At 60.0% G+C, this 22,253-nt stretch carries 18 protein-coding genes and 2 pseudogenes; 12 read left to right on the top strand and 8 right to left on the bottom strand.

Features of this window, described 5'->3' with window-relative positions:
* Nucleotides 1-194: 194 nt before the first annotated feature.
* From BJ917_RS21060 to BJ917_RS21070, 3 genes are read left to right on the top strand one after another with little or no spacing between them, the layout of a single operon-like run.
* Nucleotides 195-854, top strand: coding sequence for a paraquat-inducible protein A (locus BJ917_RS21060; protein WP_121104395.1), 660 nt, complete (start codon nucleotides 195-197; stop codon nucleotides 852-854).
* The gene (locus BJ917_RS21065; RefSeq protein ID WP_096515193.1) at nucleotides 841-1,464 is read left to right on the top strand and encodes a paraquat-inducible protein A; all 624 of its coding nucleotides are present in this window, start codon (nucleotides 841-843) and stop codon (nucleotides 1,462-1,464) included. Before BJ917_RS21060 ends, BJ917_RS21065 begins: the two co-directional genes overlap by 14 nt.
* Entirely contained in the window at nucleotides 1,457-3,760 is a 2,304-nt protein-coding gene (locus tag BJ917_RS21070) for a PqiB family protein (protein WP_121104397.1), read from the top strand. Before BJ917_RS21065 ends, BJ917_RS21070 begins: the two co-directional genes overlap by 8 nt.
* 219 nt (nucleotides 3,761-3,979) lie before the next feature.
* Here the strand turns inward: BJ917_RS21070 and mksF are convergent, their stop codons facing one another.
* Genes mksF through mksB form a run of 3 tightly spaced genes read right to left on the bottom strand, consistent with a single transcriptional unit; the run spans nucleotide 3,980 to nucleotide 8,785 of the window.
* The gene (gene mksF, locus BJ917_RS21075) at nucleotides 3,980-6,820 is read right to left on the bottom strand and encodes an Mks condensin complex protein MksF (protein ID WP_121104399.1); all 2,841 of its coding nucleotides are present in this window, start codon (nucleotides 6,818-6,820) and stop codon (nucleotides 3,980-3,982) included.
* Nucleotides 6,817-7,518 carry an Mks condensin complex protein MksE gene (gene mksE, locus BJ917_RS21080; protein ID WP_121104401.1) on the bottom strand — a complete coding sequence of 234 codons (702 nt, stop codon included), beginning with the start codon at nucleotides 7,516-7,518 and terminating at the stop codon, nucleotides 6,817-6,819. The genes mksF and mksE overlap by 4 nt, the downstream gene beginning before the upstream one ends.
* On the bottom strand, nucleotides 7,508-8,785 hold the full coding sequence (gene mksB / locus BJ917_RS21085) for an Mks condensin complex protein MksB (protein WP_172901563.1): 1,278 nt from the start codon (nucleotides 8,783-8,785) through the stop codon (nucleotides 7,508-7,510). Before mksB ends, mksE begins: the two co-directional genes overlap by 11 nt.
* Nucleotides 8,786-9,004: 219 nt before the next feature.
* Between mksB and BJ917_RS21090 the strand changes: the two genes are divergently transcribed.
* On the top strand, nucleotides 9,005-9,751 hold the full coding sequence (locus BJ917_RS21090) for an energy transducer TonB (protein ID WP_121104403.1): 747 nt from the start codon (nucleotides 9,005-9,007) through the stop codon (nucleotides 9,749-9,751).
* Nucleotides 9,744-10,196, top strand: coding sequence for a ribosomal protein S18-alanine N-acetyltransferase (rimI, locus tag BJ917_RS21095; protein WP_007978046.1), 453 nt, complete (start codon nucleotides 9,744-9,746; stop codon nucleotides 10,194-10,196). The genes BJ917_RS21090 and rimI overlap by 8 nt, the downstream gene beginning before the upstream one ends.
* A gap of 125 nt (nucleotides 10,197-10,321) precedes the next feature.
* Here rimI and BJ917_RS21100 read toward each other — a convergent pair whose 3' ends face one another.
* Entirely contained in the window at nucleotides 10,322-10,726 is a 405-nt protein-coding gene (locus tag BJ917_RS21100; RefSeq protein WP_121104405.1) for a serine kinase/phosphatase, read from the bottom strand.
* 155 nt (nucleotides 10,727-10,881) lie between these two features.
* Here BJ917_RS21100 and can point away from each other — a divergent pair, with 155 nt between their 5' ends.
* Nucleotides 10,882-11,526, top strand: coding sequence for a carbonate dehydratase (gene can, locus BJ917_RS21105; protein WP_096509071.1), 645 nt, complete (start codon nucleotides 10,882-10,884; stop codon nucleotides 11,524-11,526).
* A gap of 52 nt (nucleotides 11,527-11,578) precedes the next feature.
* On the opposite strand, the gene BJ917_RS21110 is transcribed toward can, so the two are convergent.
* The 3 genes from BJ917_RS21110 to BJ917_RS21120 form a co-directional block, all read right to left on the bottom strand.
* A complete protein-coding gene (locus BJ917_RS21110) occupies nucleotides 11,579-12,094 on the bottom strand; it encodes an SET domain-containing protein-lysine N-methyltransferase (protein ID WP_121104407.1) in 516 nt (171 codons plus the stop codon).
* A 144-nt stretch (nucleotides 12,095-12,238) separates the two neighbouring features.
* Nucleotides 12,239-13,411, bottom strand: a complete 1,173-nt coding sequence (locus BJ917_RS21115) for a hypothetical protein (protein ID WP_121104409.1) — start codon at nucleotides 13,409-13,411, stop codon at nucleotides 12,239-12,241.
* Nucleotides 13,412-13,507: 96 nt separating this feature from the next.
* Nucleotides 13,508-14,926, bottom strand: a complete 1,419-nt coding sequence (locus BJ917_RS21120; protein ID WP_096509074.1) for a short-chain fatty acid transporter — start codon at nucleotides 14,924-14,926, stop codon at nucleotides 13,508-13,510.
* Between the two features lie 200 nt (nucleotides 14,927-15,126).
* On the opposite strand from BJ917_RS21120, the gene BJ917_RS21125 reads away from it, so the two are divergent.
* From BJ917_RS21125 to BJ917_RS21145, 6 genes and pseudogenes are all read left to right on the top strand, one after another.
* Complete coding sequence (locus tag BJ917_RS21125) at nucleotides 15,127-16,440, top strand: MFS transporter (protein WP_121104411.1); 1,314 nt, start codon at nucleotides 15,127-15,129, stop codon at nucleotides 16,438-16,440.
* A gap of 218 nt (nucleotides 16,441-16,658) precedes the next feature.
* Nucleotides 16,659-17,345, top strand: a pseudogene (locus tag BJ917_RS32795) (PAS domain-containing protein); the annotation flags it as partial.
* A gap of 105 nt (nucleotides 17,346-17,450) precedes the next feature.
* Nucleotides 17,451-17,885 (top strand): annotated as a pseudogene (locus tag BJ917_RS32800) (methyl-accepting chemotaxis protein); the annotation flags it as partial.
* Nucleotides 17,886-18,045: 160 nt separating this feature from the next.
* Complete coding sequence (locus tag BJ917_RS21135; RefSeq protein WP_096509077.1) at nucleotides 18,046-18,645, top strand: flavin reductase family protein; 600 nt, start codon at nucleotides 18,046-18,048, stop codon at nucleotides 18,643-18,645.
* Between the two features lie 47 nt (nucleotides 18,646-18,692).
* Nucleotides 18,693-19,787, top strand: coding sequence for a D-alanine--D-alanine ligase (gene ddlA, locus BJ917_RS21140; RefSeq protein ID WP_121104413.1), 1,095 nt, complete (start codon nucleotides 18,693-18,695; stop codon nucleotides 19,785-19,787).
* Nucleotides 19,788-19,872: 85 nt separating this feature from the next.
* Complete coding sequence (locus tag BJ917_RS21145; RefSeq protein WP_096509079.1) at nucleotides 19,873-20,301, top strand: molybdopterin-binding protein; 429 nt, start codon at nucleotides 19,873-19,875, stop codon at nucleotides 20,299-20,301.
* A gap of 64 nt (nucleotides 20,302-20,365) precedes the next feature.
* Here the strand turns inward: BJ917_RS21145 and ggt are convergent, their stop codons facing one another.
* Nucleotides 20,366-22,210, bottom strand: a complete 1,845-nt coding sequence (ggt, locus tag BJ917_RS21150) for a gamma-glutamyltransferase (RefSeq protein WP_121104415.1) — start codon at nucleotides 22,208-22,210, stop codon at nucleotides 20,366-20,368.
* Nucleotides 22,211-22,253 lie beyond the last annotated feature (43 nt).

Below are 22,253 nucleotides of genomic sequence, written 5' to 3' on the forward strand. Positions count from 1 at the left end.
ATGGTAGTGTGGGGTTTCCCCATGTGAGAGTAGGTCATCGTCAAGATTAAATTCCGAAACCCCTATCTGCGTATGCAGGTAGGGGTTTTGTTTTGCGCGCTAGAAAAGCACGATGTAGCTAAGGACAAATTTGCACAGTTATTTTCGATTCAGGACACTAGAATAGGTCCAACTTTTTCGGAGCCAGAGCCTTTATGCCAGATCCGGTTGACACCTCAGGGCTGTCAGAATTACCACTGGATGATTTGGTGGCGTGTCATGAGTGCGACTTGCTGATGAGCAAGCCTGAACTCGCCCATGGCGAGAAAGCTTTATGTCCGCGTTGCGGTTACGAGCTCTATGCCCATCGATACAACGTCGTGCAGCGCAGTCTCGCCTTAGTGATAGCGGCACTCTTGTTGTATGTGCCGGCGAACTTTTTGCCCATCATGCAGCTCAACTTACTCGGTCAGTCATCGCAGGATACTGTCTGGAGCGGTGTTGTCGGTCTTTTCAATTCGGACATGCAAAGCGTTTCCGTGATTGTGTTCCTGTGCAGCATGGGCATCCCGCTGCTCAAACTGCTCTGCCAACTCGTCGTCCTGCTGAGTATCCGTTTTGATATTGGACGCAGCTACGGCTTGCTGCTCTACCGTATTTATCACCATTTACGAGACTGGGGGATGCTTGAGGTTTACCTCATGGGCGTGCTGGTAGCGATCGTCAAACTGGCAGATATGGCCGCCATGACCGTAGGTCTCGGGCTTGCCTGCTTCATAGGGTTGTTATTGGTTCAGGTATTGCTGGAGGTTGTGATGTCGCCTCACCAGATCTGGCAGGCATTATCAGGAGAGGATGTCCATGCGGGCGATTGATGCGGGCATTCTGATTTGCACGGAATGCCATGAGTTGAACAGGCAGGAAGCCGATACCGACGAGCAGGTCTGCACTCGCTGTGGGGCACTGGTCCATGCTCGCCGCCCAAACAGTCTGATACGGACCTGGGCGTTGCTGATCACCGCGGCGATTCTCTACATACCGGCTAATGTGCTGCCGATCATGACGGTGAGTTCCCTGGGCAAAGGTGATCCGAGCACCATTATGTCCGGAGTGATTCAGCTGGTTCAGCACGGCATGTTTCCCATCGCGGCCGTGGTGTTCATCGCCAGTATCCTGGTGCCCACCTTCAAACTGGTAGGCATCGCACTGTTGTTGTATTCCGTGCAACGTCGCCAGCCACTCTCGGCCCGGCAGCGCATCTGGATGTACCGCTTTATCGAGTTCATCGGCCGTTGGTCGATGCTCGACATCTTTGTGATCGCCATCCTGGTGGCGGTCGTGAATTTTGGACGACTTGCCAGTGTCGAAGCCGATCTTGGTGCCATTGCGTTTGCCAGTGTGGTGATTCTGACAATGCTTGCCGCAGTAACTTTCGATCCCCGACTGATTTGGGATAACACGGAGTCGGACGACGACCATGACTGATTTGCCTGTAGCGAAAACCCGACCGGCCTCGAACTGGTCTGCCATTTGGGTGTTGCCCCTGATCGCGTTGATCATCGGCGGCTGGCTTGGCTGGCGTGCGTACAACGAGACCGGCATCGAAATTCAGGTGCGCTTCGAAAGCGGCGAAGGCATTCAGGCCAACAAGACCGAAGTGGTCTACAAAGGCATGTCGGTTGGCAAGGTGAAGGCGCTCAAGCTGGATGACGAAGGCGCCTCCAAAGGTGTGATTGCGACCATCGAAATGAACAAGGATGTGGAGCAGTACCTGCGCACCAGCACGCGTTTCTGGTTGGTCAAGCCGAGCGTGAGCCTGGCCGGTATCACGGGGCTGGAGACGCTGGTCTCGGGCAACTACGTGGCGATCAGTCCGGGCGAAGGCGAGCCTACCCGCAAGTTCAAGGCGCTCGCTCAAGAACCTCCACTGTCCGACGCCCAGCCTGGCCTGCATCTGACGATCAAGGCCGATCGACTGGGTTCGCTCAACCGTGGCAGCCCGGTGTTCTACAAGCAAATCAAGGTTGGCCAGATCAAGAGCTACGTGCTGTCCGAGGACCAAAGCACCGTTGAGCTCAAGGTGTTCATCGAGCCGACCTACGCCAAACTCGTGCGCAAGCACACGCGTTTCTGGAACGCCAGCGGCATCAGCATCGATGCCAATCTGTCTGGCGTGAAAGTCCGCAGTGAATCCCTGGCGAGTATCGTTGCCGGGGGGATTGCGTTCGCCACGCCGGAAAACCGCAAGGACAGCCCGCCCACCGACCCGAGCCTGCCGTTCCGTCTTTACGAAGACTTCGATGCGGCCGCCGCCGGGATCAAGGTCAAGGTCAAGCTCAGTGATTTCGAAGGCTTGCAGGCCGGTCGCACGCCGGTGATGTACAAAGGTATCCAGGTGGGTACGCTCAAGGCGCTCAAGATTGACCCGGATCTGTCCGCCGCCAGCGCGGAGTTGACGCTGGACCCGCTGGCCGAAGACTACCTGGTCGAGGGCACCCAGTTCTGGGTGGTCAAACCTTCGATCTCCCTTGCCGGCATTACGGGCCTTGAGGCGCTGGTCAAAGGTAACTACATCGCCGTGCGTCCCGGAGACAAAGGCGCAGCGCCGCAACGGGAATTCGTGGCACGGCCCAAGGCGCCGCCGCTGGATCTGCGCTCGCCGGGACTGCACTTGGTGTTGTTTACCGAAAACCTCGGTTCACTGGAGGTTGGCAGCCCGGTTCTCTACAAGCAGGTCAAGGTGGGTTCGGTTCAGAGCTATCAGTTTTCGCGCAAGAGAAACCAATTGGTAATCGGTGTTCACATCGAGAAGGAATACGAAAACCTGGTCAACGCCTCGACACGGTTCTGGAACGCCAGCGGCATCACGCTGACAGGTGGGCTGACCGGCGGGATTCAAGTCAAGAGTGAGTCGTTGCAAAGCCTGATGGCGGGTGGCATTGCTTTCGAGACACCAGAGGCCAAGGCACCCTTGCAAAAGCGCATTCCTCGTTTCCGGTTGTTCGCCAGCCATGAAGATGCCACACAAAAGGGCGCGATGATCACGATCAAGGTTGACCGCGCCGATGGATTGCGCGCCGGGACGCCGATTCGCTTCAAGGGGCTGGATGTCGGCAAGATTGAAAACGTGGACCTCAGCGATGACTTGCAATCGGTATTGCTGACGGCACGCATCACTGAAGTGCCTGAGCGTATTGCGCGGGTCGGCAGCGAGTTCTGGGTGGTCAAGCCGGAGTTGGGGCTGATCAAGACGTCGAACCTTGAGACGTTGGTGACCGGGCAATACATCGAAGTGCAGCCCGCACCGAAGAATCTGGGTCCGCAGAAGAACTTTATCGCCCTGGTCAATCCGCCAGAAGCTGCAAAACAGGAAGCCGGGTTGAGCCTGGTCTTGAGCGCTCCCCGCCGGGGCTCGCTGAAGGCCGGGGTGCCGGTAACCTACCGCGAAATCACCGTGGGTAAGGTGACGGGATATGAGCTGGGCCAGACCGCGGACCGGGTGTTGATCCGCATTTTGATCGAACCGAAATATGCGCCCCTGGTGCGTAGCGGTACCCGCTTCTGGAACACCAGTGGTTTTGACTTTGATGTCGGCCTGTTCAAGGGCGCGACGATGCGTACCGAATCGCTGGAAACCATGATTCAGGGCGGCGTAGCGTTTGCCACACCGGACGGCGATCGCATGGGCAGTGCGGCACGGCCGGAGCAGACGTTCCCGTTGTTCGACAAGTTTGAAGAGGAATGGCTGACCTGGGCGCCGAAGATCTCCCTGGGTAAATAGCCGGACATTGAGGCTGTCTGTGGCGACGCCTTCGCTGGCAAGCCAGCTCCCACAGTGATCTGGGTGAATCACAGTCTTGTGATCAACCTGGAACCCTGTGGAAGCTGGCTTGCCTGCGAAGAGCCCCTGAAGTTCACCGCACCCCTGAAAGAATGCCCACAAAAAAGGCCGCGATCCCTATTGGATCGCGGCCTTTTTGTTGCCATCAACTAAAGCCAATCAAACCGCATCCAGCTCCGGTTCGTCCGCTTCGACATTGACCGTCGCTTTCACCTGGTCGTGACGACGAATGTACTTCCAGTCTGCTTCGTCGATGTAGATCCCGGCCGGGCCGCTGCCGCCTTCCAGGTCGATGGCGACACTGGCGCAGACTTGCGGCTTCACACTGGCCAGGATCGGCACGAAGCCCAGTTGGAGGCTGGTTTCCAGAAGGGCTGCCTGGTTCTTCTCGTCGATGTCCGCCGCCTCGTCGAGGTAGTACGGCAAGCGCACACGCCCGGCCAGGTCGCGATCCATCACGTGCAGCAACAAGTACATGTTGGTCAGTGCCTTGATGGTCATGGTGGTGCCGTTGGACGCCGCGCCATCGATGTCGGTATGGATCACCGGCTGACCGTTGACCTTGGTGATCTCGAACGCCAGTTCGAACAAGTCTTTGAGGCCGAGCTGGTTGTGGTTGGCGGCCACCAGTCGCGCCAGGTATTCCTTGGCCTCTTCATTCTTGTTGTCCTGCTCCGCGCTCTGACTCAGGTCGAACACCGACAGCGTCTCGCCTTCTTCGTACTGGCCGGCGCTGTGGATGATCTGGTCGATATGCTTGAGCGCTTCCTTGTTCGGTGCAAGGACGATGCGGAAACTCTGCAGGTTGGACACCTGACGCTTGTTGATCTCGCGGTTGAACAGCGCCAGTTGGTGTTCGAGGCTGTCGTAGTCGCTGCGGATGTTGCGCAGGGTCCGGGCGATGTCGGTCACAGCCGCGCGACGGGCCTTGCCCAGGGTCAGGGCTTCATCGGTGCGGTGTGCGTAAGCGTTGATCAACAGTTGCAGGCGACGCTCCATATCGTCTTCGCTGTCGAACTTGGCCACGCCCTTAAGGCGCACCTGAGCGTACAGCGCTTCGATCTGGCCGTCGGCACGCAGCAGGCCTTGCCAACTGTCCTGATAGTCGTTGAGCAGCGGCAGCAGGTTGTCCATGGAGTCGTCGACCGGGTCCATGAACGGCGTGCCGAACGGCAGGTCCGCCGGCAGCAGTTGACGGCGGCGCAGGGCGTCATCGAGGGTACGCTGCTTGGCTTCCATGTCCGCGATCTGCCGGCCAACCAGTTGCAGCTTGGCCGACAGTTGCTGGACGCGCTCGGTGAACGCATCGCTGGAGCGCTTCAACTCTTCCTGTGCGGCTTCCATCTGCGCCAGCTGTTCCAGCTTGTCGCCTTCCTCGGCGCTCAATGTTTGTGTGCGACGGAAATCTTCCAGCGCCTTTTGAGCATCCAGCACCTGCTGGTAGAGGGCTTCTGTCTGGGTCTTGCTCGCGGCACGGTCGGCGGCCACGGCCTGTTGGGTTTTCAGTTGCTTGAGTTCTTTGTCCAGGCGCTCTTTCTGGTCACGCAATGCCGCACGATCAGCCAGGGCTTGCAGGGCCGGTGGCTCAATGTGCGAGAGGTCGATGGACAGGCCCGGCACTTCGAAGCGCTCGCCCTTGAAGCCGTCGAGAATCAGCTCCACGGATTTGACCCAGTCGCCGTTGTCGTCCAGCGCAATACCGTGTTCGCCCAGGGGCAGGCTGAACAGGGCGCTGTTGAACAGGCGCATCAGGCGCTCGACGTCTTGCTGCGAGAACTCTTCGCGCAATCGGGCATAGCTGTTGTTGTCGGCGTGATCGAGTTGCTGCTTGACCGACTTCAGGCGTTTTTCCAAGTCCCGCAGGCGCTCTTCGAGGTCTTCTGCGCTGAACTGGCGCGACTGGGCCAGTGCGCCGGCCAGTTCATCGTGGGCGTCCTTGGCGGCAAGCAGTTGTTGCTCCAGCACCTTGACGTCATCGACCAGGGCGAAACGATGCTTGAGCACCGACAACTCGCCGAGCCAGCGCTGAATGCCGGTGATTTCCCGCTCCAGGCGCATCAGTTCCTGGGTGCCGCCACGCTGGTCGTTTTGCAGGTCGTCCTGCTCGCGACGGTAGTGTTCGGCCTGAATGGTCAGCTCTTCCTTGCGTGCACTGGCGTAGTCCGACCAAGTGCCGAGCAACGAGTCGAGCAGCGGCGACAGGCGATGCAGCTTGCCGCGCAGCACGTCACGCTGCTTCACGCCGTTGGCCAGTGCTTCGACCAACGGGCCGGCAGCGACCAGCGAGTTGTAGTCCTGCTCCATGCGTCGTACGTCACGGAAGGCTTCTTCGCACGCGGCGATGTAATCGACGCTACCGGAACGCAGGCTGTGCTCAAAGGCATCGAGGAACAACTGCTTGAGTTTGGCTGCGGTGATCTCGCGCATGTGCAGCAGGTTGATGAACAACGCCCGGAAGGTCTTCAGGCTCTGTTCGCTGGTGGAGCGCAGCGGGATCAGCGTCAAATCCAGCGGAATGGAGGTGTGACCACCGACCAGCAGACGGCGCAGTTCGTCCGGCTTCAGTTCATAGGCTTTCAGGCCTTCGCGCTCGAGGTTGGTGAACAACTCTTTCTGGCGCAGGCAGGTGTCGTTTTTCTGGTAATGGGCCAGGTCCAGTTTGCCGGCGTAGGCAAAGAACTGGTGACCGAAGCCGCCGCCGGGGCCGCGACCGACCACGCCGATCACGTGCGGACCGTGGGGCAGCGAGACCTCTACCAGGATGTAGCTGGTGTCCGAGGCGAAGTAGAAACGCCGGGATTGTTCCAGGCTGTACTTGCCGAAACTCATGTCCGACATGCGCGCCAGGATCGGGAATTGCAGCGCGTTGATCGACGCGGATTTACCGAGGTTGTTTGCGCCGTAGACCGACAGCGGCTCTTCCAGCGGAAACAGGCCGAGGCTGTAGCCGGCGGTGTTCAATAGGGCAAAGCGGCGGATGCCGTAGCGTTCCTTGCTCATGCGTCGAGCTCCTGTTCTTCGGCAATGGCACGGGCCAGGGCGTCTTCTTCGCTTTCACCTTCAAATTCACTGAGATCCAGCGGGTCGTCGGTTTCCAGCAGTTTTTCGTCACTGTCCTCGTCGATCAGCACGGGCGCCGGTAGCGGCAATACGCTGTGCAGGCTGGCGGCGAGGTCGCGGTCCTGCTGAACCGACAGGCAGACATCGAGGAAGCGGTGCATCGGCGGCAGGAAGCGGTAGATGCCATTTTCCTCGCTGGCAAAACCGAGCTGGGTCATGCGGCGCATGATCTTTTCTTCCAGCTCATCCTGGGTCTGCACTTCAGCCTGGATAAACAGGTCGCGGTACTTTTCCAGCAATGACGGCAACTCATCGCGGCCGAGGCTGCCGCCGTCGAGCACGGAGATCGGGTCGCGACCCTGGTCAGCCAGGTGCTCGACCAGGATGAAAGTGAACAGCGCCAGGCGCTGGGCGGTCTTGTTCACCGCGGCGGCGGCGAGGTCCGGCACGAAGTAGTAGAAACCACGGGTGTCGCATACCAGTTCAAAGCCCAAGGCTTTGAACAACGTGCGGTATTGGTCCTGAAAGTTCGACAACTGTGCGTACAGCTCCGGATCACGGCGGCTGACGTGGTAACCCTTGAACAGCTCGCGAAAGATCGGCGCCAGCTGGGACAGTTCGGATAGATCAAGATGCATGTGGTGTGCTCGCAGAATTCTCGGTGGTATCAGGACCGGCCGAGAGCAGGGCGAAGGAGCGCAGGCTGACCTGGTGCTCGTGTGTGAAGTAGTCGCGACGTTCCAGGCGCTCGCGCTTGAAGCGTTTTTCCCGGGACAGGCGCGAGAACCAGTACAGCAACTCGTCGGTGGCGCCGTCCGGCTCCTGCTCCAGCAGCCAGGTCATCAGGTCTGGCATCGGCAGGGCGTTTTCGCAACGGTCGAGCATCTCCCGAACCGTGCGTGGCGCGCGCGGGGCTTCGCCTTTCTGGGTCTTGTGGGCCTTGGGGAAACGCGCCGGTTTCGGTTCGAAACGGGCCAGGGCGTAAACGTAGGCCTCGACCTGACTGGCGCTGCCAAGAAAGGTGCTTTGCGGCCGGGTGAACATGGGCATTGCCGCTTGTGGCACGGCATCGATGCCCTTGCGACGAATCATCGACAGCGCCAGCGCCGCACCACGGGTCACCGCATTGTGGCGGCGCGCTTCTTCACGCAGCGGCAGCAACAGTTCGCGGGCGTGACGCAGGGTCAGTTGGGCGCTGGTCTGCATTTCAAGGATGCGCGCGTGGGTGCGCAACAGCATGTCGTCGTCGACCAGATGGCCGAGGCGCTGTTGTTCGCTGAGCATCTTCAGCAGAACCGTTTCGACCTTGCGCACGCCTTGCTCGAAGGCGCCGTCGGCGTTGACCAGGTCAATCATCGGTTCGACGTATTCATCCCAGGTCGCCAACACTTCAGCGTAACGCTGGCGCAAGGGGATCTGCCGGTCGCTGGTCTTGGCCCGTTCGGCCACGGCCACCAGCGCCTGTTCGTCATTGTCGAGTTTTTTCAGTACGTCACGTACGCGCATGTCCAGCAGGCGCAACTGGCGGGCCAGATCGTTGCCGTCGCGGATGTCGAAGGCGTCCTGGATGTAACCGGCCAGGCGCTCGAGATGGCGCAGGTAGGCTTCGATTTCCAGGCACAGGCCCAAGCGGTGTTCACGGCGCAGATAGGCGAGGAAGTCGTGAATCTGCGCATTGAGCTCGAAACGGTTCGGGCTTTTCGCCACGGGAACCAGAATGTCGAGGCGAATCCACACGTCCAGCAGGCTGGTGATGTCCTGTGGCGTACTGTCCAGTTGCTGGGCGGCCAACTGTGAACGCAATTCGTTGAGGCTCAGGGTGCCTTGGTCGAAGTGCTCGCACAGAGGCTCCAGAAGTGCCCAGTGTTCAGCGAGGGCGCGCAAGACGCGCTTGGGTTCGATCATCGGAATGGCCGGCTGGTTGGCGATTAAAAGCCGCGATTGTACTGCATCACGCAGGATGCGATTCACTCTCGGGACGGGCTGTCGCTTTTATTCAGGTCAAGTCTATCGATCAACTGCGGGCGATCTTGAGCGAAGGGCGGTAGAATCTCCGCACTTTAGTTATCCACAAGTGGCTGACCTTTGCTTATCGAGTCCCGTCGCCGCGCCTATCTGAGCGCCATGCAGGTAGTCAACTGGCTGCCGCGCACCGAATTGCCCTTTGCTGCGCCGTCGCGGCCCGAGCTGCTGGAGCCGCCTGAGCCATTGGTCGCCACCCCGATAGCGCCGGCGGCAGTAGTCGATGCGCCCGTACAACCGGTGGCCAAACCGGCCGAGCGTGTGAAGGTCGAAGTGCCGCGGCCATCGCTGGCAAGCACCCGCACCGGCGCCAAACCGGCGGATGAGGCCGAAGAGGCACCGGTCGTCGCCAGGGTCGCACCGGTGCCACCCCCGCGTTTTGCCCTGCAATTGCTGCGCGCCGGGCGTTGCCTGGTGCTGGTGGAGTTACCCACAGGCGAAGCCTTCCAGACCCGCGACCCCGCTTATTTACTGCTCAAGGACATGTTGCGCGCCGCCGGTCTGCCGGACAGCCCGCAGATTGTCGGCGAGCCGGTGCGCTGGCCGCTGCTGGTCCGAGGCACCATGGATCAAGGTCCGGAAGCCGCCCGCGACTTCGTGCAGGGATTTCTCTCGGCCCGGCTGGAGGATGCGCCGTGCGTCTGCCTGTGGCTGATCGGCCTGCCGGCGGTGCGTTTTGCCGGTGAGGCGAATGCCGAATCGTTTAATCGCGAACTCCAGGTCGAAGGCCTGGGTTCGGTCTGGGCCTTGCCGGGCCTGGAATTATTAATGGAAGAGCCACAGCGTAAAGCTGATGTCTGGCAAGCCATGCGTCGGCTGATGGCGCGCTGGAAAGAATCGAATGAGTGACGCTGTATCGTTCCGCCCGATGACCGAGGCGGACCTGGAAACCGTACTGAAAATCGAATACGCCGCCTATAGCCATCCCTGGACCCGCGGAATTTTTCTCGATGGCCTGGGCAAGTACCAGATCTGGTTGATGTTTGAAGGTCAGCAGCAGGTTGGCCACGGCGTGGTTCAGATTATTCTCGATGAAGCACATCTGCTGAACATCACCGTGAAACCGGAAAATCAGGGCCGTGGCCTGGGTCTGACGCTGTTGGAGCATTTGATGTCGATTGCCTATAAGGCCGATGCCCGGGAGTGTTTCCTGGAAGTGCGCGACAGCAATACCGCAGCGTTCAAGCTGTATGAGCGCTATGGCTTTAATGAGATCGGCCGGCGACGGGATTACTACCCGGCGGTGGGTGGGCGCGAAGATGCGGTGGTCATGGCCTGCACCTTGGTCGACTGAGCTTGAAAGCTTCGCGAGCAGGCTCGCTCCCACAGGGATTGTGATGAGTACACAAATACTGTGAGCAACCCAAGCCTTTGTGGGAGCGGGCTTGCTCGCGAAGGCGATCTGTCAGGCTCTGAAGATTAACGTTTTTTATCGAGCGGATCGCGCTGCGCCAGTTCCGCTTCATCCAGCCCCTTGCCGCCTCCGATATCCTCTTCATCGACAATGCTCAAGTCCCAATCAGCCCGACTGTCCGCACCGGCTTCATGGGCATCCCGTGCACCATCCTCACGGATCAGGGTTTCAGGGCTCATATCGTCGTCAGTGGATTCATGGTCAGCCGTTGAGCCACCGGTCATGCCCGCTTTACGAACACGCTCACGCGGCATCAATTGTTTGCGTTCACGCTTGGGCAGCTCATCGCCGATTTTTGCGCCGGGCAGTTCGTCGTCGAAATCCAGCTCATGCACCGAACCCATGCGGTCTTCGTTATCATCGATGGGCTCCGGTTGCACCGCATCGTATGGGCGTCGTGAATCAGTCATGGCCATTCCTCATGCTGTAGGCCTCATACTGTAGGCCTTACTACAGTGGACCCACCGGGCACACGAGAATTCCAACGAAAACACCTGCGATCCTTTGGTGACCCCGACGGGCGGTTGTCTGTCAAAGCAGCGAATCATTCTTGAGGCTTCCCAGCATGCACGACTTACAAGACCTGATTGATAACAACGAACGTTGGGCTGACGCGATCACCAAGGAAGATCCGGACTTCTTCGCCAAGCTGGCGCGCCAACAGACGCCGGAGTACTTGTGGATCGGCTGTTCCGATGCGCGGGTGCCGGCCAACGAAATCGTCGGCATGTTGCCGGGCGACCTGTTCGTACACCGCAACGTGGCCAACGTGGTGCTGCACACTGACCTCAACTGCCTGTCAGTGATTCAGTACGCGGTCGACGTGCTCAAGGTCAAACATATCCTCGTCACCGGCCACTATGGCTGCGGCGGTGTGCGCGCCTCGATGCAGGATCGCCAGTTCGGCCTGATCGATGGCTGGCTGCGGTCGATTCGCGATCTTTATTACGAAAAACGCGAAGAGCTCGCCCTGTTGGCCACAGAAGAAGAGCGGGTCGACCGCCTTTGCGAACTCAACGTGATCCAGCAAGTGGCTAACGTCGGCCACACCAGCATCGTGCAAAACGCCTGGCATCGCGGGCAGAGCCTGTCGATTCATGGCTGCATCTACGGCATCAAGGACGGTCGCTGGAAAAGCTTGAACACCACCATCAGCGGCTTCGAACAATTGCCGCCGCAGTACCGTTTGCGTCCGTTCGAGCCGTTGTAAAGCTTGTAGGCGCTGAGCGTGCTGAGTCCGCCTTCGCGCGCAAGCTTCGCTCCTACGGCCGACGCCAGTGTTGTAGAAAACGCTGGCCGTCGGCGTTCGGCGGTTCATCGTGGCCGGTGATCCAGCCCCGGCAGTTGTGTGAGCCACAGCGACACGCGAACTGACGCAGCAGTTTGTCTTCGCTGACGGTGTAATCCATTGTCAGCCGGTCGCCTTTCTGAATGTCCTTCAGCGCCCATAAACACAGATCGCTGAAATCGAGGTAGACATTGGGGTCGCAGGAATGCCACAGCAATCCGCAGAAGTTCGGATCGTAGGCATGTACGCCGGGCGCGAGTTGCCGGGTATGTCGGCAGCGATAAGTCAGCAAATGCCCTGAAACCCGACAGATTCGGCTGATTCGGGGAAACTCCCGTCGCGCTATGACAGCTACCGGCGTGCCCTCGTTGTTCGTGAGGATCTCGAAGTCGGCGAGGGAGGGAAATCCGTGCTGAAGAGACAATCGGGCAAAGGGATAAACACCCGCAGGTGGTGCAGCAAGCGGCTTGCGCCATGCATTGGCTTTCATAACGATCCTTGTCGGCTAGGTGCTGCGACGTCCATCGGCTGACGATCCTGTCAGCGCTGCAGCACATGTGGGCAGTACAAGCCTCTCGCAGATGGAACGGGTGGTCTACTGTCATATTTGACAGTGCGACACCCGTTCATCGTTTTATAGCGGTGGCACCGGGGTCGCGGTGGCAGGTGCTGGCGCCTTCAGTTGTTTGAGCTGGGGCGCGATAGCCGCTGACGCGCATTTGCCCGTGGCCTGTGCGGGCGTCAGGTTGCGGATCGAGGTGTAGAACAGCTCGCAGGTTTTCTCTTTCTGGGCAACTTGCCAGGTTTGCGTGCAAGTCTTCAGCTCAATGTCGGGATTGCTGTCCGGTTGACGGCCCATGGCGGCCTGCCAGCAGGCGACACTCAAGTCCTGACCCATGACTTTCAGACCCGCAGAATCGGCCTTGGCTTTTGCATCGTTGCCGGAATAGTTGGCCGGATCGGCGGCGTACCAGATGTAGCTCGGATGGTTGGAACCCAGCACTGGCACTTTTACCCCGGCATCAGGGCTGATGTTGACCAGGCTCAACACATTCACGGTCGGCCCGTATTGCCGTTTGACCCAGTCACGCACCGGTGCACCGAAAGCGACCATCGGTAGCGCCGCGCCACTGGCGCTCTGGCTGATTTCCTTGACCATCGCCGTCTGGTAATCCTTGAAGTAGTCGTAGACACCCTCCAAGTCCTTGCCGGCGTTGGACGGGGCGGCAATCGGGGCGATATCGATGATCGTCTGGTAGCCCGGCGTCTGCTCGGCCGGGATGCCGTTGATGGTCAACAGCGAGGCCCAGCGATCGGTTGTGGCGGACCTCAGGTAATCCTGGGCCTGGGTCAACGAATAGTCTGGCGGGAAGTGCAGCAGCTCGACGCTTTTACGGTTCTCCAGCGCCATGCCCAGCGGCAGGAACAGGTACCAGCTAAAGGCCCATTTGCCATCGGCATTCAGTTTGCTGGCGCCGTTGTAGGCCAGATCGCCCGCATCGAGCAGCGCGACCAACGGCTTTTCATAACCGTTGGGCACCCCGCTAATTTTCGTGAAGAGCTGACCGTTATCGGTTTTGACCAGCACCTTCGCGTCGCTGTAGCCGTCGCGCTGCACGCTTTGGGTCAGGTAATGTTCGACAGTTTGCTCCAGCGTCCAGTTGCGAAAGCAAATCACGTTGCAGTTGTTCGGATAGGAAAACAGGCGGGTGAGGCGTTCAGGGCTGCCCAGCACCAGGCTGACGTCCGCATGGGCAGTGGCACTCAGGGTAAGGGCCGCGAGGGCAAGTCCAGCAAGTTTGAGCATGCTCAGGTCCTTTTCAGCGTGTAGGTCCAATACCTATTGAAGCAGACATGACCAGACAACGAGTGGGGCCGATAAAAATATCGGCCCCTTTTGCTTCTACGGCATCACCGGTGCCGTATAGGCGAGCGTCGTCCCCAGTGCCCACAGCAGGAACAGCACCACTGGGGTATGCACCAGCAGTTGCACGAACGAAAATCCGATCAGGTCCCGCGCCTTCAGCCCCAGCACGCCCAGCAGCGGCAGCATGTAGAACGGGTTGATCAGGTTGGGCAAGGCTTCGGCGGCGTTATAGATCTGCACGGCCCAACCCAGGTGATATTTCAGGTCGTTGGCCACTTGCATCACGTACGGCGCTTCGATGATCCACTTGCCGCCCCCGGACGGAATGAAGAAGCCGAGAATCGCCGAGTACACGCCCATCAACAGTGCATAGGTGTCGTGGGAGGCGATGCTGACGAAAAAGGTCGAGATGTGGTGGGCCAGGGTCTGGGCATCGGCGCCTTTGACCGTGGTCATCAACGCCGCGATCGAGCCATACAGCGGGAACTGGATCAGCACGCCAGTGGTAGTCGGTACTGCACGGGCCACGGCATCGAGGAAGCTGCGCGGACGCCAGTGCAGCAAAGCTCCGAGCATGATGAACAGGAAGTTGTAGGTGTTCAGGCCGGAAATCGCGCTGATTGCCGGTTTGGTCGAGAACTCATGGAGCAGCCATCCGGCGGCCAGCAGCACCAACAGGATGATCAGTAGCGGGCTGTGCTCCAGCCATTCGCCGGGACGGGTGCGCGGTTGCAGGGGTGGCAGGTTGAAACTCGGGTCGACGCCGCAAGCTTTGGCATCACGTGCCGAATTCGGGCCCGGGGCGGTGGCGTAGGCAATGATCAGTGAGATAACGATCAATGCCAGCAACATCGCACCGGACTGCCAGAGAAAGATCGTCTGGGTGAACGGAATTACCCCGGTGATCGACAGAATCGACGGTGGCAGGCTCGCCGGGTTGGCCTGCAGTTGTGCCGCCGACGACGACAGGCCCAGCGCCCACACCGCCCCCAGCCCGAGGTAAGCCGCTGCACCTGCGGCGCGGTAATCCATCTTCAGGTCGGTACGGCGGGCGAGGGCGCGGACCAGCAAACCGCCGAAAACCAGCGACAAGCCCCAGTTCAGCAGCGACGCGACCATGGAAATCAAGGCGACCCAGGCCACGGCAGAGCGGCCGTTTTTCGGCAGTTTCGCCAAGCGATCGATCAGCTTCACCGCCGGTGGCGAGCTGGCGACCACATAACCGCCAATCACCACGAAAGCCATCTGCATGGTGAACGGGATAAGGCTCCAGAAACCATCACCAAACGCCATGGCGGCATCGGTGGGTTTGGCGCCCATGACCATGGTAGCCACGGCGACGATAATCACCGCCAGGGCGGCAAACACCCAGGAGTCGGGGAACCAGCGTTCGGCAAAGCTTGAACAGCGCAGGGCAAAGCGGGCGGAGCGGCTATCTTCGATATCAGCGGCCACGGGAGTACCTCGGATTTTTATGTTTGTTGTGGTCTTCGGGGCGGCAGAGGCCCGTCTGGACAGGCGTTAACAGTAAATCAAGCGGAGGTTTTTTGCGGGGCTGTTTTGTGGCTATGGGACTTTGGTCTAACGGGTTGTCCGCAGGCGCGTTTGCGTAGACCATGGGCGCCTTGGTTTTTGCCTGTGCCAGAGTTCTTTTCATGACTGTCGATATCGATTCGCGCCCGGCGCCGTTCAGCCGCTCGGACTACAAGACCCTCGGGCTCGCGGCCCTCGGCGGGGCGCTGGAAATCTACGATTTCATCATTTTCGTATTTTTTGCGCTGACCTTGAGCCAGCTGTTCTTCCCGCCGGAAATGCCCGAATGGCTTCGATTGTTGCAAAGCTTCGGCATCTTCGTCACCGGTTACCTGGCGCGACCGCTTGGCGGGATCCTGATGGCGCATTTCGCTGACAGGTTGGGGCGCAAGAGAGTCTTCAGCCTGAGCATTCTGATGATGGCGCTGCCGTGTCTGCTGATCGGGATCATGCCGACTTACGCCCAGATTGGCTATTTCGCACCGCTGTTGCTGTTGCTGCTACGCGTCCTGCAGGGCGCGGCGGTAGGCGGCGAGGTACCGAGCGCCTGGGTATTCGTTGCCGAGCATGCGCCGGTGGGGCATCGCGGTTACGCCCTGGGTTTTTTGCAGGCGGGATTGACCTTTGGCTACCTGCTCGGCGCCTTGACGGCAACGTTCCTGGCCCAGGCCTTTACCCCGGCGGAAATCCTCGATTACGCCTGGCGATACCCGTTCCTGCTGGGCGGTGTGTTCGGTGTGATTGGCGTCTGGTTGCGTCGCTGGCTCAGCGAAACCCCGGTGTTCATGGCCATGCAGGCCCGACGCGACGAGGCGGTCGAGTTGCCGCTGCGGGCGGTCCTGCGTGAACACCGGCTGGCCATGCTACCGGCGATGATTTTGACCTGCGTGCTGACCTCGGCGGTGGTGGTATTCGTGGTCATCACGCCGACCATGATGCAGAAAACCTTCGGCATGACCGCCAGCCACACGTTCGCCTTGAGTGCGCTGGGTATCGTTTTTCTGAACATTGGCTGCGTACTCGCCGGATTGCTGGTCGACCGCATCGGCGCCTGGCGCACTGTCATGCTGTACAGCCTGTTGCTGCCGCTGGGAATTGGCGTGCTCTATGCCTGCCTGATCGGTGGCGGTAACTGGATCGGCCTGGCCTATTCCGTGGCCGGCCTCGCCTGTGGTGTGGTCGGTGCGGTGCCGTCGGTGATGGTCAGTTTGTTCCCGGCACGGATTCGAGTTTCGGGCATTTCCTTTACCTACAACATTGCCTACGCCGCGTGGGCGAGTATCACACCGTTGCTGTTGATCGGTCTGATGCCCTGGAGCCCCTGGATCTGCGTGATGTTCTGCGCGGTGATGGGCGCGGTGGGTGTAGCCAGCGGGGCGTATTTCGGCGCGCGGATGCCGAGAATGGCCAACTGCTCGGCTGCTGGCGCGATGTAAGCAGAAGGGGCTGCTGGCGCGTCGCAATTATTTTTGTAGGACAAAGCTGAAACGCTCTTCAGAAAAGGCTCAAAGGGCCGATGGTTAGGCTGCATATCGCTTTCTATCCCAGTCCATCGGTGCACCCCATGTTCAATAAACGCTTGAAGCAGGAGCTGTCGGCTCTTCGCGAAGAACTCTCCAGCCTTCAGCAAGTGAAGGAAAGTCTGGAAAGCGAGATGCTCGTGCTGACCCTTGATGCTGATGGGCGGGTTCAATCGGTCAATCAGAACTTTCTCAGCGAGATGCACTACAAGAGCAACGAGCTGATCGGACGGCACATCGAAGACATCTTCCCGGATCACGTAAAAACGGACGAATTCCAGCTGCGTTTCAAAACTGCAATGAACCGTGGTGAGCACTTTGCGGGTGCTTTACGCCTGCTGCGGGGCACGGGTCAGGAGGCGTGGTTGCGCTCGATCTTGCAGCCCGTGCGCTCGGCAGACGGCCGGATCAAGCAATTCTCGATTTTCTCCAGCGACCTGACCCGTACCATCGAAGCCTCCCGCGAACATGAAAACCTGATCGGTGCCCTGGTGCGCTCGACCGCAGTGATCGAGTTCGACCTCAATGGCATCGTACTGACCGCCAATGATCGTTTTCTCTCCGGCATGGGTTACAGCCTGGCGCAGATCAAGGGCAAGCATCACCGCACCTTCTGCCTGCCGGAAGAGGCCAACAGTGCCGAGTACCAGAATTTCTGGCGCCGTCTGAACGCGGGTGAGTACGTGGCTGACCGTTTCAAACGTATCGATAGCCATGGTCGTACGGTTTGGCTGGAGGCTTCCTACAACCCGGTACTTGATGCCAACAACAAACTCTACAAAGTGGTGAAGTTCGCCACGGTGATCACCGATCAGGTCAATCAGGAACAAGCCGTTGCCGAAGCGGCGAATATCGCCTACGGCACTTCCCAGCAAACCGACCAAAGTGCCCAGCGTGGCAATGCCGTGGTGACGCAGGCGGTGGATGTAATGCGAAATCTGGCCAAGCACATGCAAACCGCCGGGGATGGCATCGAAGCCCTGAACGAGCAGTCGCTGGTGATCGGCACCATTGTCAAAACCATCAGCGGCATTGCCGAGCAAACCAACCTGCTGGCGCTCAATGCCGCCATCGAAGCGGCCCGCGCCGGCGAGCAGGGAAGAGGATTTGCCGTGGTGGCGGACGAGGTCCGGCAATTGGCCTCGCGCACCAGCCAGGCTACCGATGAGATCGTGCTGGTGGTGCGTCAAAACCAGGACATGGCCCGCAATGCCGTGGCCCTGATGACCGACGGCAAGCTCCAGGCGGAACAGGGCCTGGCGCTCGCGGCGGAGGCAGGCACGGTCATCGTCGAGATCCAGGACGGAGCCCAGAAGGTGGTGAACGCCGTAGGACAATTCGCCAATCAGTTGTCGACCTGAGGCGCTCCCCTGTAAGAGCGAGCTCGCTCGCGATGGTCTTCAACGATAACGCGAGCTGCCTGGGTGCCCGCGTAGTCCAAACGCCCATCGCGAGCAAGCATCGCTCCTACAGGTAGAAGGACCCGCTACAATCGGCTCCTTTCCCCAGGAGCAGACATCCATGAGCGTTTCCCACCGCCGTCCGGTCCCGTTGCCAAAGGCTTATCGTTTGCTCAATCACGGGCCGACCGTGCTGGTCAGCGCAGCCCATGGTGGCGAGCGCAATATCATGGCGGCAGCCTGGGCCATGCCGCTGGATTTCGAACCGCCGAAAATCGCCGTGGTGCTGGATAAATCCACCTGGACCCGGCAACTGCTGGAAGCCTCGGGCACCTTCGTGCTCAACGTTCCCTGCGCCGCGCAGGCGGATATCGTGCAAACCGTCGGTACGACGTCCGGGCTGGAACTGACTCGGGAGCAGGGACGTGACAAGTTCCAGACCTATGGCCTGCCGACCTTCGATGCCGAATTGATCGACGCACCGATGCTCGATGGCTGCGTCGCCTGGCTGGAATGCCGATTGCTGCCGGAGCCCGATAACCATCAACAGTACGACCTGTTTCTGGCTGAAGTGATTGCCGCCCAGGCCGACGAGCGCGTGTTCAGTGATGGGCGTTGGCACTTCGAAGGCCAGGACGCGTTGCGCACCTTGCATCATGTGGCGGGTGGGCACTTTTTAACCATCGGCGAGCCGGTGGACGGCCAGACCTTGCAGCCGTAAGGTGGCGAATACGCGAGCCATAAGCACATTCACATTGGGGGCAGGCAATGAGCAAATTGCGTGTAGGAATTATCTTTGGGGGCCGCTCCGCGGAGCATGAAGTGTCGCTGCAGTCGGCGAAAAACATCGTCGATGCCCTGGATCGTTCGCGTTTCGAACCGGTGCTGATCGGCATCGACAAACAAGGCCACTGGCACCTCAACGACCCTTCGAACTTCCTCTTGAACCAGGAAAATCCGGCCCTGATTGCGCTCAATCAATCCAATCGCGAGTTGGCGGTCGTGCCGGGCAAGGCCAGCCAGCAGTTAGTGGAAACTTCCAGTCAGGAGCTGTTGGGACATGTCGATGTCATTTTCCCGATTGTCCACGGCACTCTCGGTGAGGACGGCTGCCTGCAAGGCCTGCTGCGCATGGCGGATCTGCCGTTTGTCGGTTCCGATGTGCTCGGATCGGCAGTGTGCATGGACAAGGACATCAGCAAACGCTTGTTGAGGGATGCGGGGCTGGCGGTCACGCCGTTCGTAACCCTGACCCGCGCCAGCGCGGCACGCAGCCGATTCGACGAAGTGGTGGGGAAATTGGGGTTGCCTCTCTTCGTCAAACCGGCAAACCAGGGTTCATCCGTAGGGGTGAGCAAGGTCACCGACGAAGCCGAATACACGGCGGCGATCGAGCTGGCACTGGGGTTCGATGAAAAAGTGCTGGTCGAATCCGCCGTCAGTGGCCGCGAGATCGAATGCGCGGTGCTTGGCAATGAAAACGCCATCGCCAGCGGTTGCGGTGAGATCGTGGTGCACAGCGGGTTTTATTCCTACGACAGCAAGTACATCGACGACAAGGCCGCTGAAGTGGTGGTGCCGGCCAACATCAGCGTCGAGGCCAACGAGCGCATCCGTGCCATGGCGGTCGAAGCGTTTCAGGTGCTGGGGTGTTCCGGTCTGGCGCGGGTCGATGTGTTTTTGACCGACAGTGGCGAAGTGCTGATCAACGAAATCAACTCCCTGCCGGGGTTCACCCGCATCAGCATGTACCCGAAACTGTGGCAAGCCACCGGAATGACCTACAGTGAACTGGTCACGCGGCTGATCGAACTGGCCTTGGAAAAACACCAGGCTCGACGGGCTCTGAAAATCAGTCGATAGGCGGGTGCGACATTGCGTCATGCCCATTCGGACAGAATGATGCTGTGGGTTGTATACAAAAATAACCATCAGAGGCTACAAACCAATGAAAGTCAGCGCCCGCAACGTCTTCAAAGGCACCATCAGCCAAGTGCAATCCGGTGCCGTTAACGCGGAAATATCTCTGAAACTGCCCGGTGGCAATGAGCTGGTGGCGGTGGTCACGATGGAAAGCGTGAAGAACCTTGGCCTGGCGGTGGGCAAGGAAGCGGTCGCGCTGGTCAAGGCACCTTGGGTCATGCTGATGACCGACTCCAGCGACATACGCCTGTCGGCGCGCAACTGCCTTGAAGGCAAGGTCACCCACGTCACCGATGGCGCGGTGAACGCCGAGGTCGTCATCCAGCTCGACGGCGGCACCGAGGTCTACTCGATCGTCACGCGCGATGCCGTGGCTGAACTGGGCCTGGCCCCGGGTGTGAGTGCGACGGCGGTGATCAAGGCGTCGCACATCATTTTGGGTGTGCCGGCCTAATTTAAGATTTTCCATGAAAAAGGGCCTACCTCCCGGTAAGCCCTTTCTCACGCCTGCGTACGACTCAATCCCCCAACGCTTCCCCCTCACGCCGAGGGTCCGCGCCGCCAGCCAATGACGCTTTGCCCTGCGCATCCTTGACCCGAACGATTGCCTGGGTACCGCTGGTCATGTCGATCTCGCTCACGCTGTGCCCCTTGTCCTTCAACGCCTTGATCAGTGCGGGGCTGAACTGTCCGCGCTCCAGTTCGGTCGGGCCGTTGCGGCTGCCGAAGTTGGGCAGGTTGATGGCCGTTTGCGCATCCAGGTTCCAGTCGAGCAGGCCGACGGTGGTTTTGGCGACGTACTCGATGATTTGCGAGCCGCCGGGTGAGCCGACGCTGGCGACGAATTCACCGCTCTGGCGGTCGAAGATCAGCGTTGGGGCCATGGATGAGCGTGGGCGCTTGCCCGGCTCGACGCGATTGGCGACTTTTTTCCCGTTCTCTTCGGGGATGAACGAGAAGTCGGTCATCTCGTTATTGAGCAGGAAGCCCTGAACCATCAGGTGCGAGCCGAAGGCGGATTCGATGGTGGTGGTCATGGACACGGCGCCACCCTGGTCATCGACAGCCACCACTTGCGAGGTAGAGATTCGCAGCGGTGAACGATCCGTCGCGTAAGCCACCTGAATGCCCGGTGGCGTACCCGGTTGGGCCGTGCCCATGCTGCGCTTTCCGATCAGGGCGGCGCGGCCGGCCAGGTAGGTCGGCTCCACCAGGCCTTTGACGGGTACCGGCACGAAGTCCGTATCGGCCACGTATTGGGCGCGGTCGGCGTAGGCCAGGCGTTCGGCTTCCGATATCAAGTGCACAGCATCGGGAGACGGTTCGATGCCGGCGGGGGCGTTGGTCTTGACCGGTTTCATCGGCGCCAGGGCAAAGCGTTTGTCGCGTGTCTCCAAGGCCTGCAGGGTACCGAGGATCTGCGCCACGGCAATCCCTCCCGATGACGGTGGCGGCATGCCGCAAACCTGCCAGCGTTTGTAGTCAGTGCACAGGGGCGCGCGCTCCTTGGCGCTATAGCCCGCAAGGTCGTTCAGCGACAGGCTGCCCGGGTTGGCGTGGCCCTGAACCTTGGCCACGATCTCTTGGGCGATGGCGCCTTTGTACAGGGCATCCGGCCCTTCCTTGGCGATGCGCTGGAACACCGCGGCCAGTGCCGGGTTCTTCAGGCGTGTGCCAATGGCTTTCGGGCTGCCGTCGGCATTCAGGAAGTACGCGGCCATGTCGGGTGAAGTGCGCAAGGACGAATCCGAGGCGATCAACCCATACAGGCGCGGTGATATGGCGAAGCCTTGCGAGGCGAGTTCGATGGCCGGTTCGAACAGTTGCGCCCAAGGCAGGCGTCCGTGCTTTTGATGGGCCAGCTCAAGGGCGCGCAATACGCCAGGCGTCCCCACCGAGCGCCCGCCAATCTGCGCCTGGGTGAACGGCATCGGTTGCCCGTCGGCTTGCAGGAAAAGTCGCTCGGTGGCACCCGCCGGTGCCGTTTCTCGACCATCGTACGTGCGCACGGACTTGCCATCCCAGAGCACGATCAACGCGCCACCGCCGATGCCTGACGATTGTGGCTCGACCAGCGTCAGCACCGCCTGCATCGCAATCGCCGCATCGATGGCCGAGCCGCCGCGACGCAGCATCTCCCGTCCGGCCTCAGCCGCCAGCGGGTTGGCGGCAGCCGCCATGTGTTGTGTGGCGTGTCGGGTCTGCAGATCGGTGCGATAACCGGAAGCGCTTTCCGGTGCGAGTGGCAACGTCGACTGGGAAGGTGAAGAGGGCGGGGCGTTGCAGGCAGCCAACGTCAAGGCAGTGGCGATCAGCGACAACGCTGTCAGGCGAAAGCGGCTCAAGTGGAAGGCTGAAAACACGTTGGGCACTCCGTCCGTTGGATAAAGGTTCAGCGGACTTTAT

It is taken from the genome of Pseudomonas sp. WPR_5_2, assembly GCF_003634475.1.
GTDB lineage: Bacteria > Pseudomonadota > Gammaproteobacteria > Pseudomonadales > Pseudomonadaceae > Aquipseudomonas > Aquipseudomonas izuensis.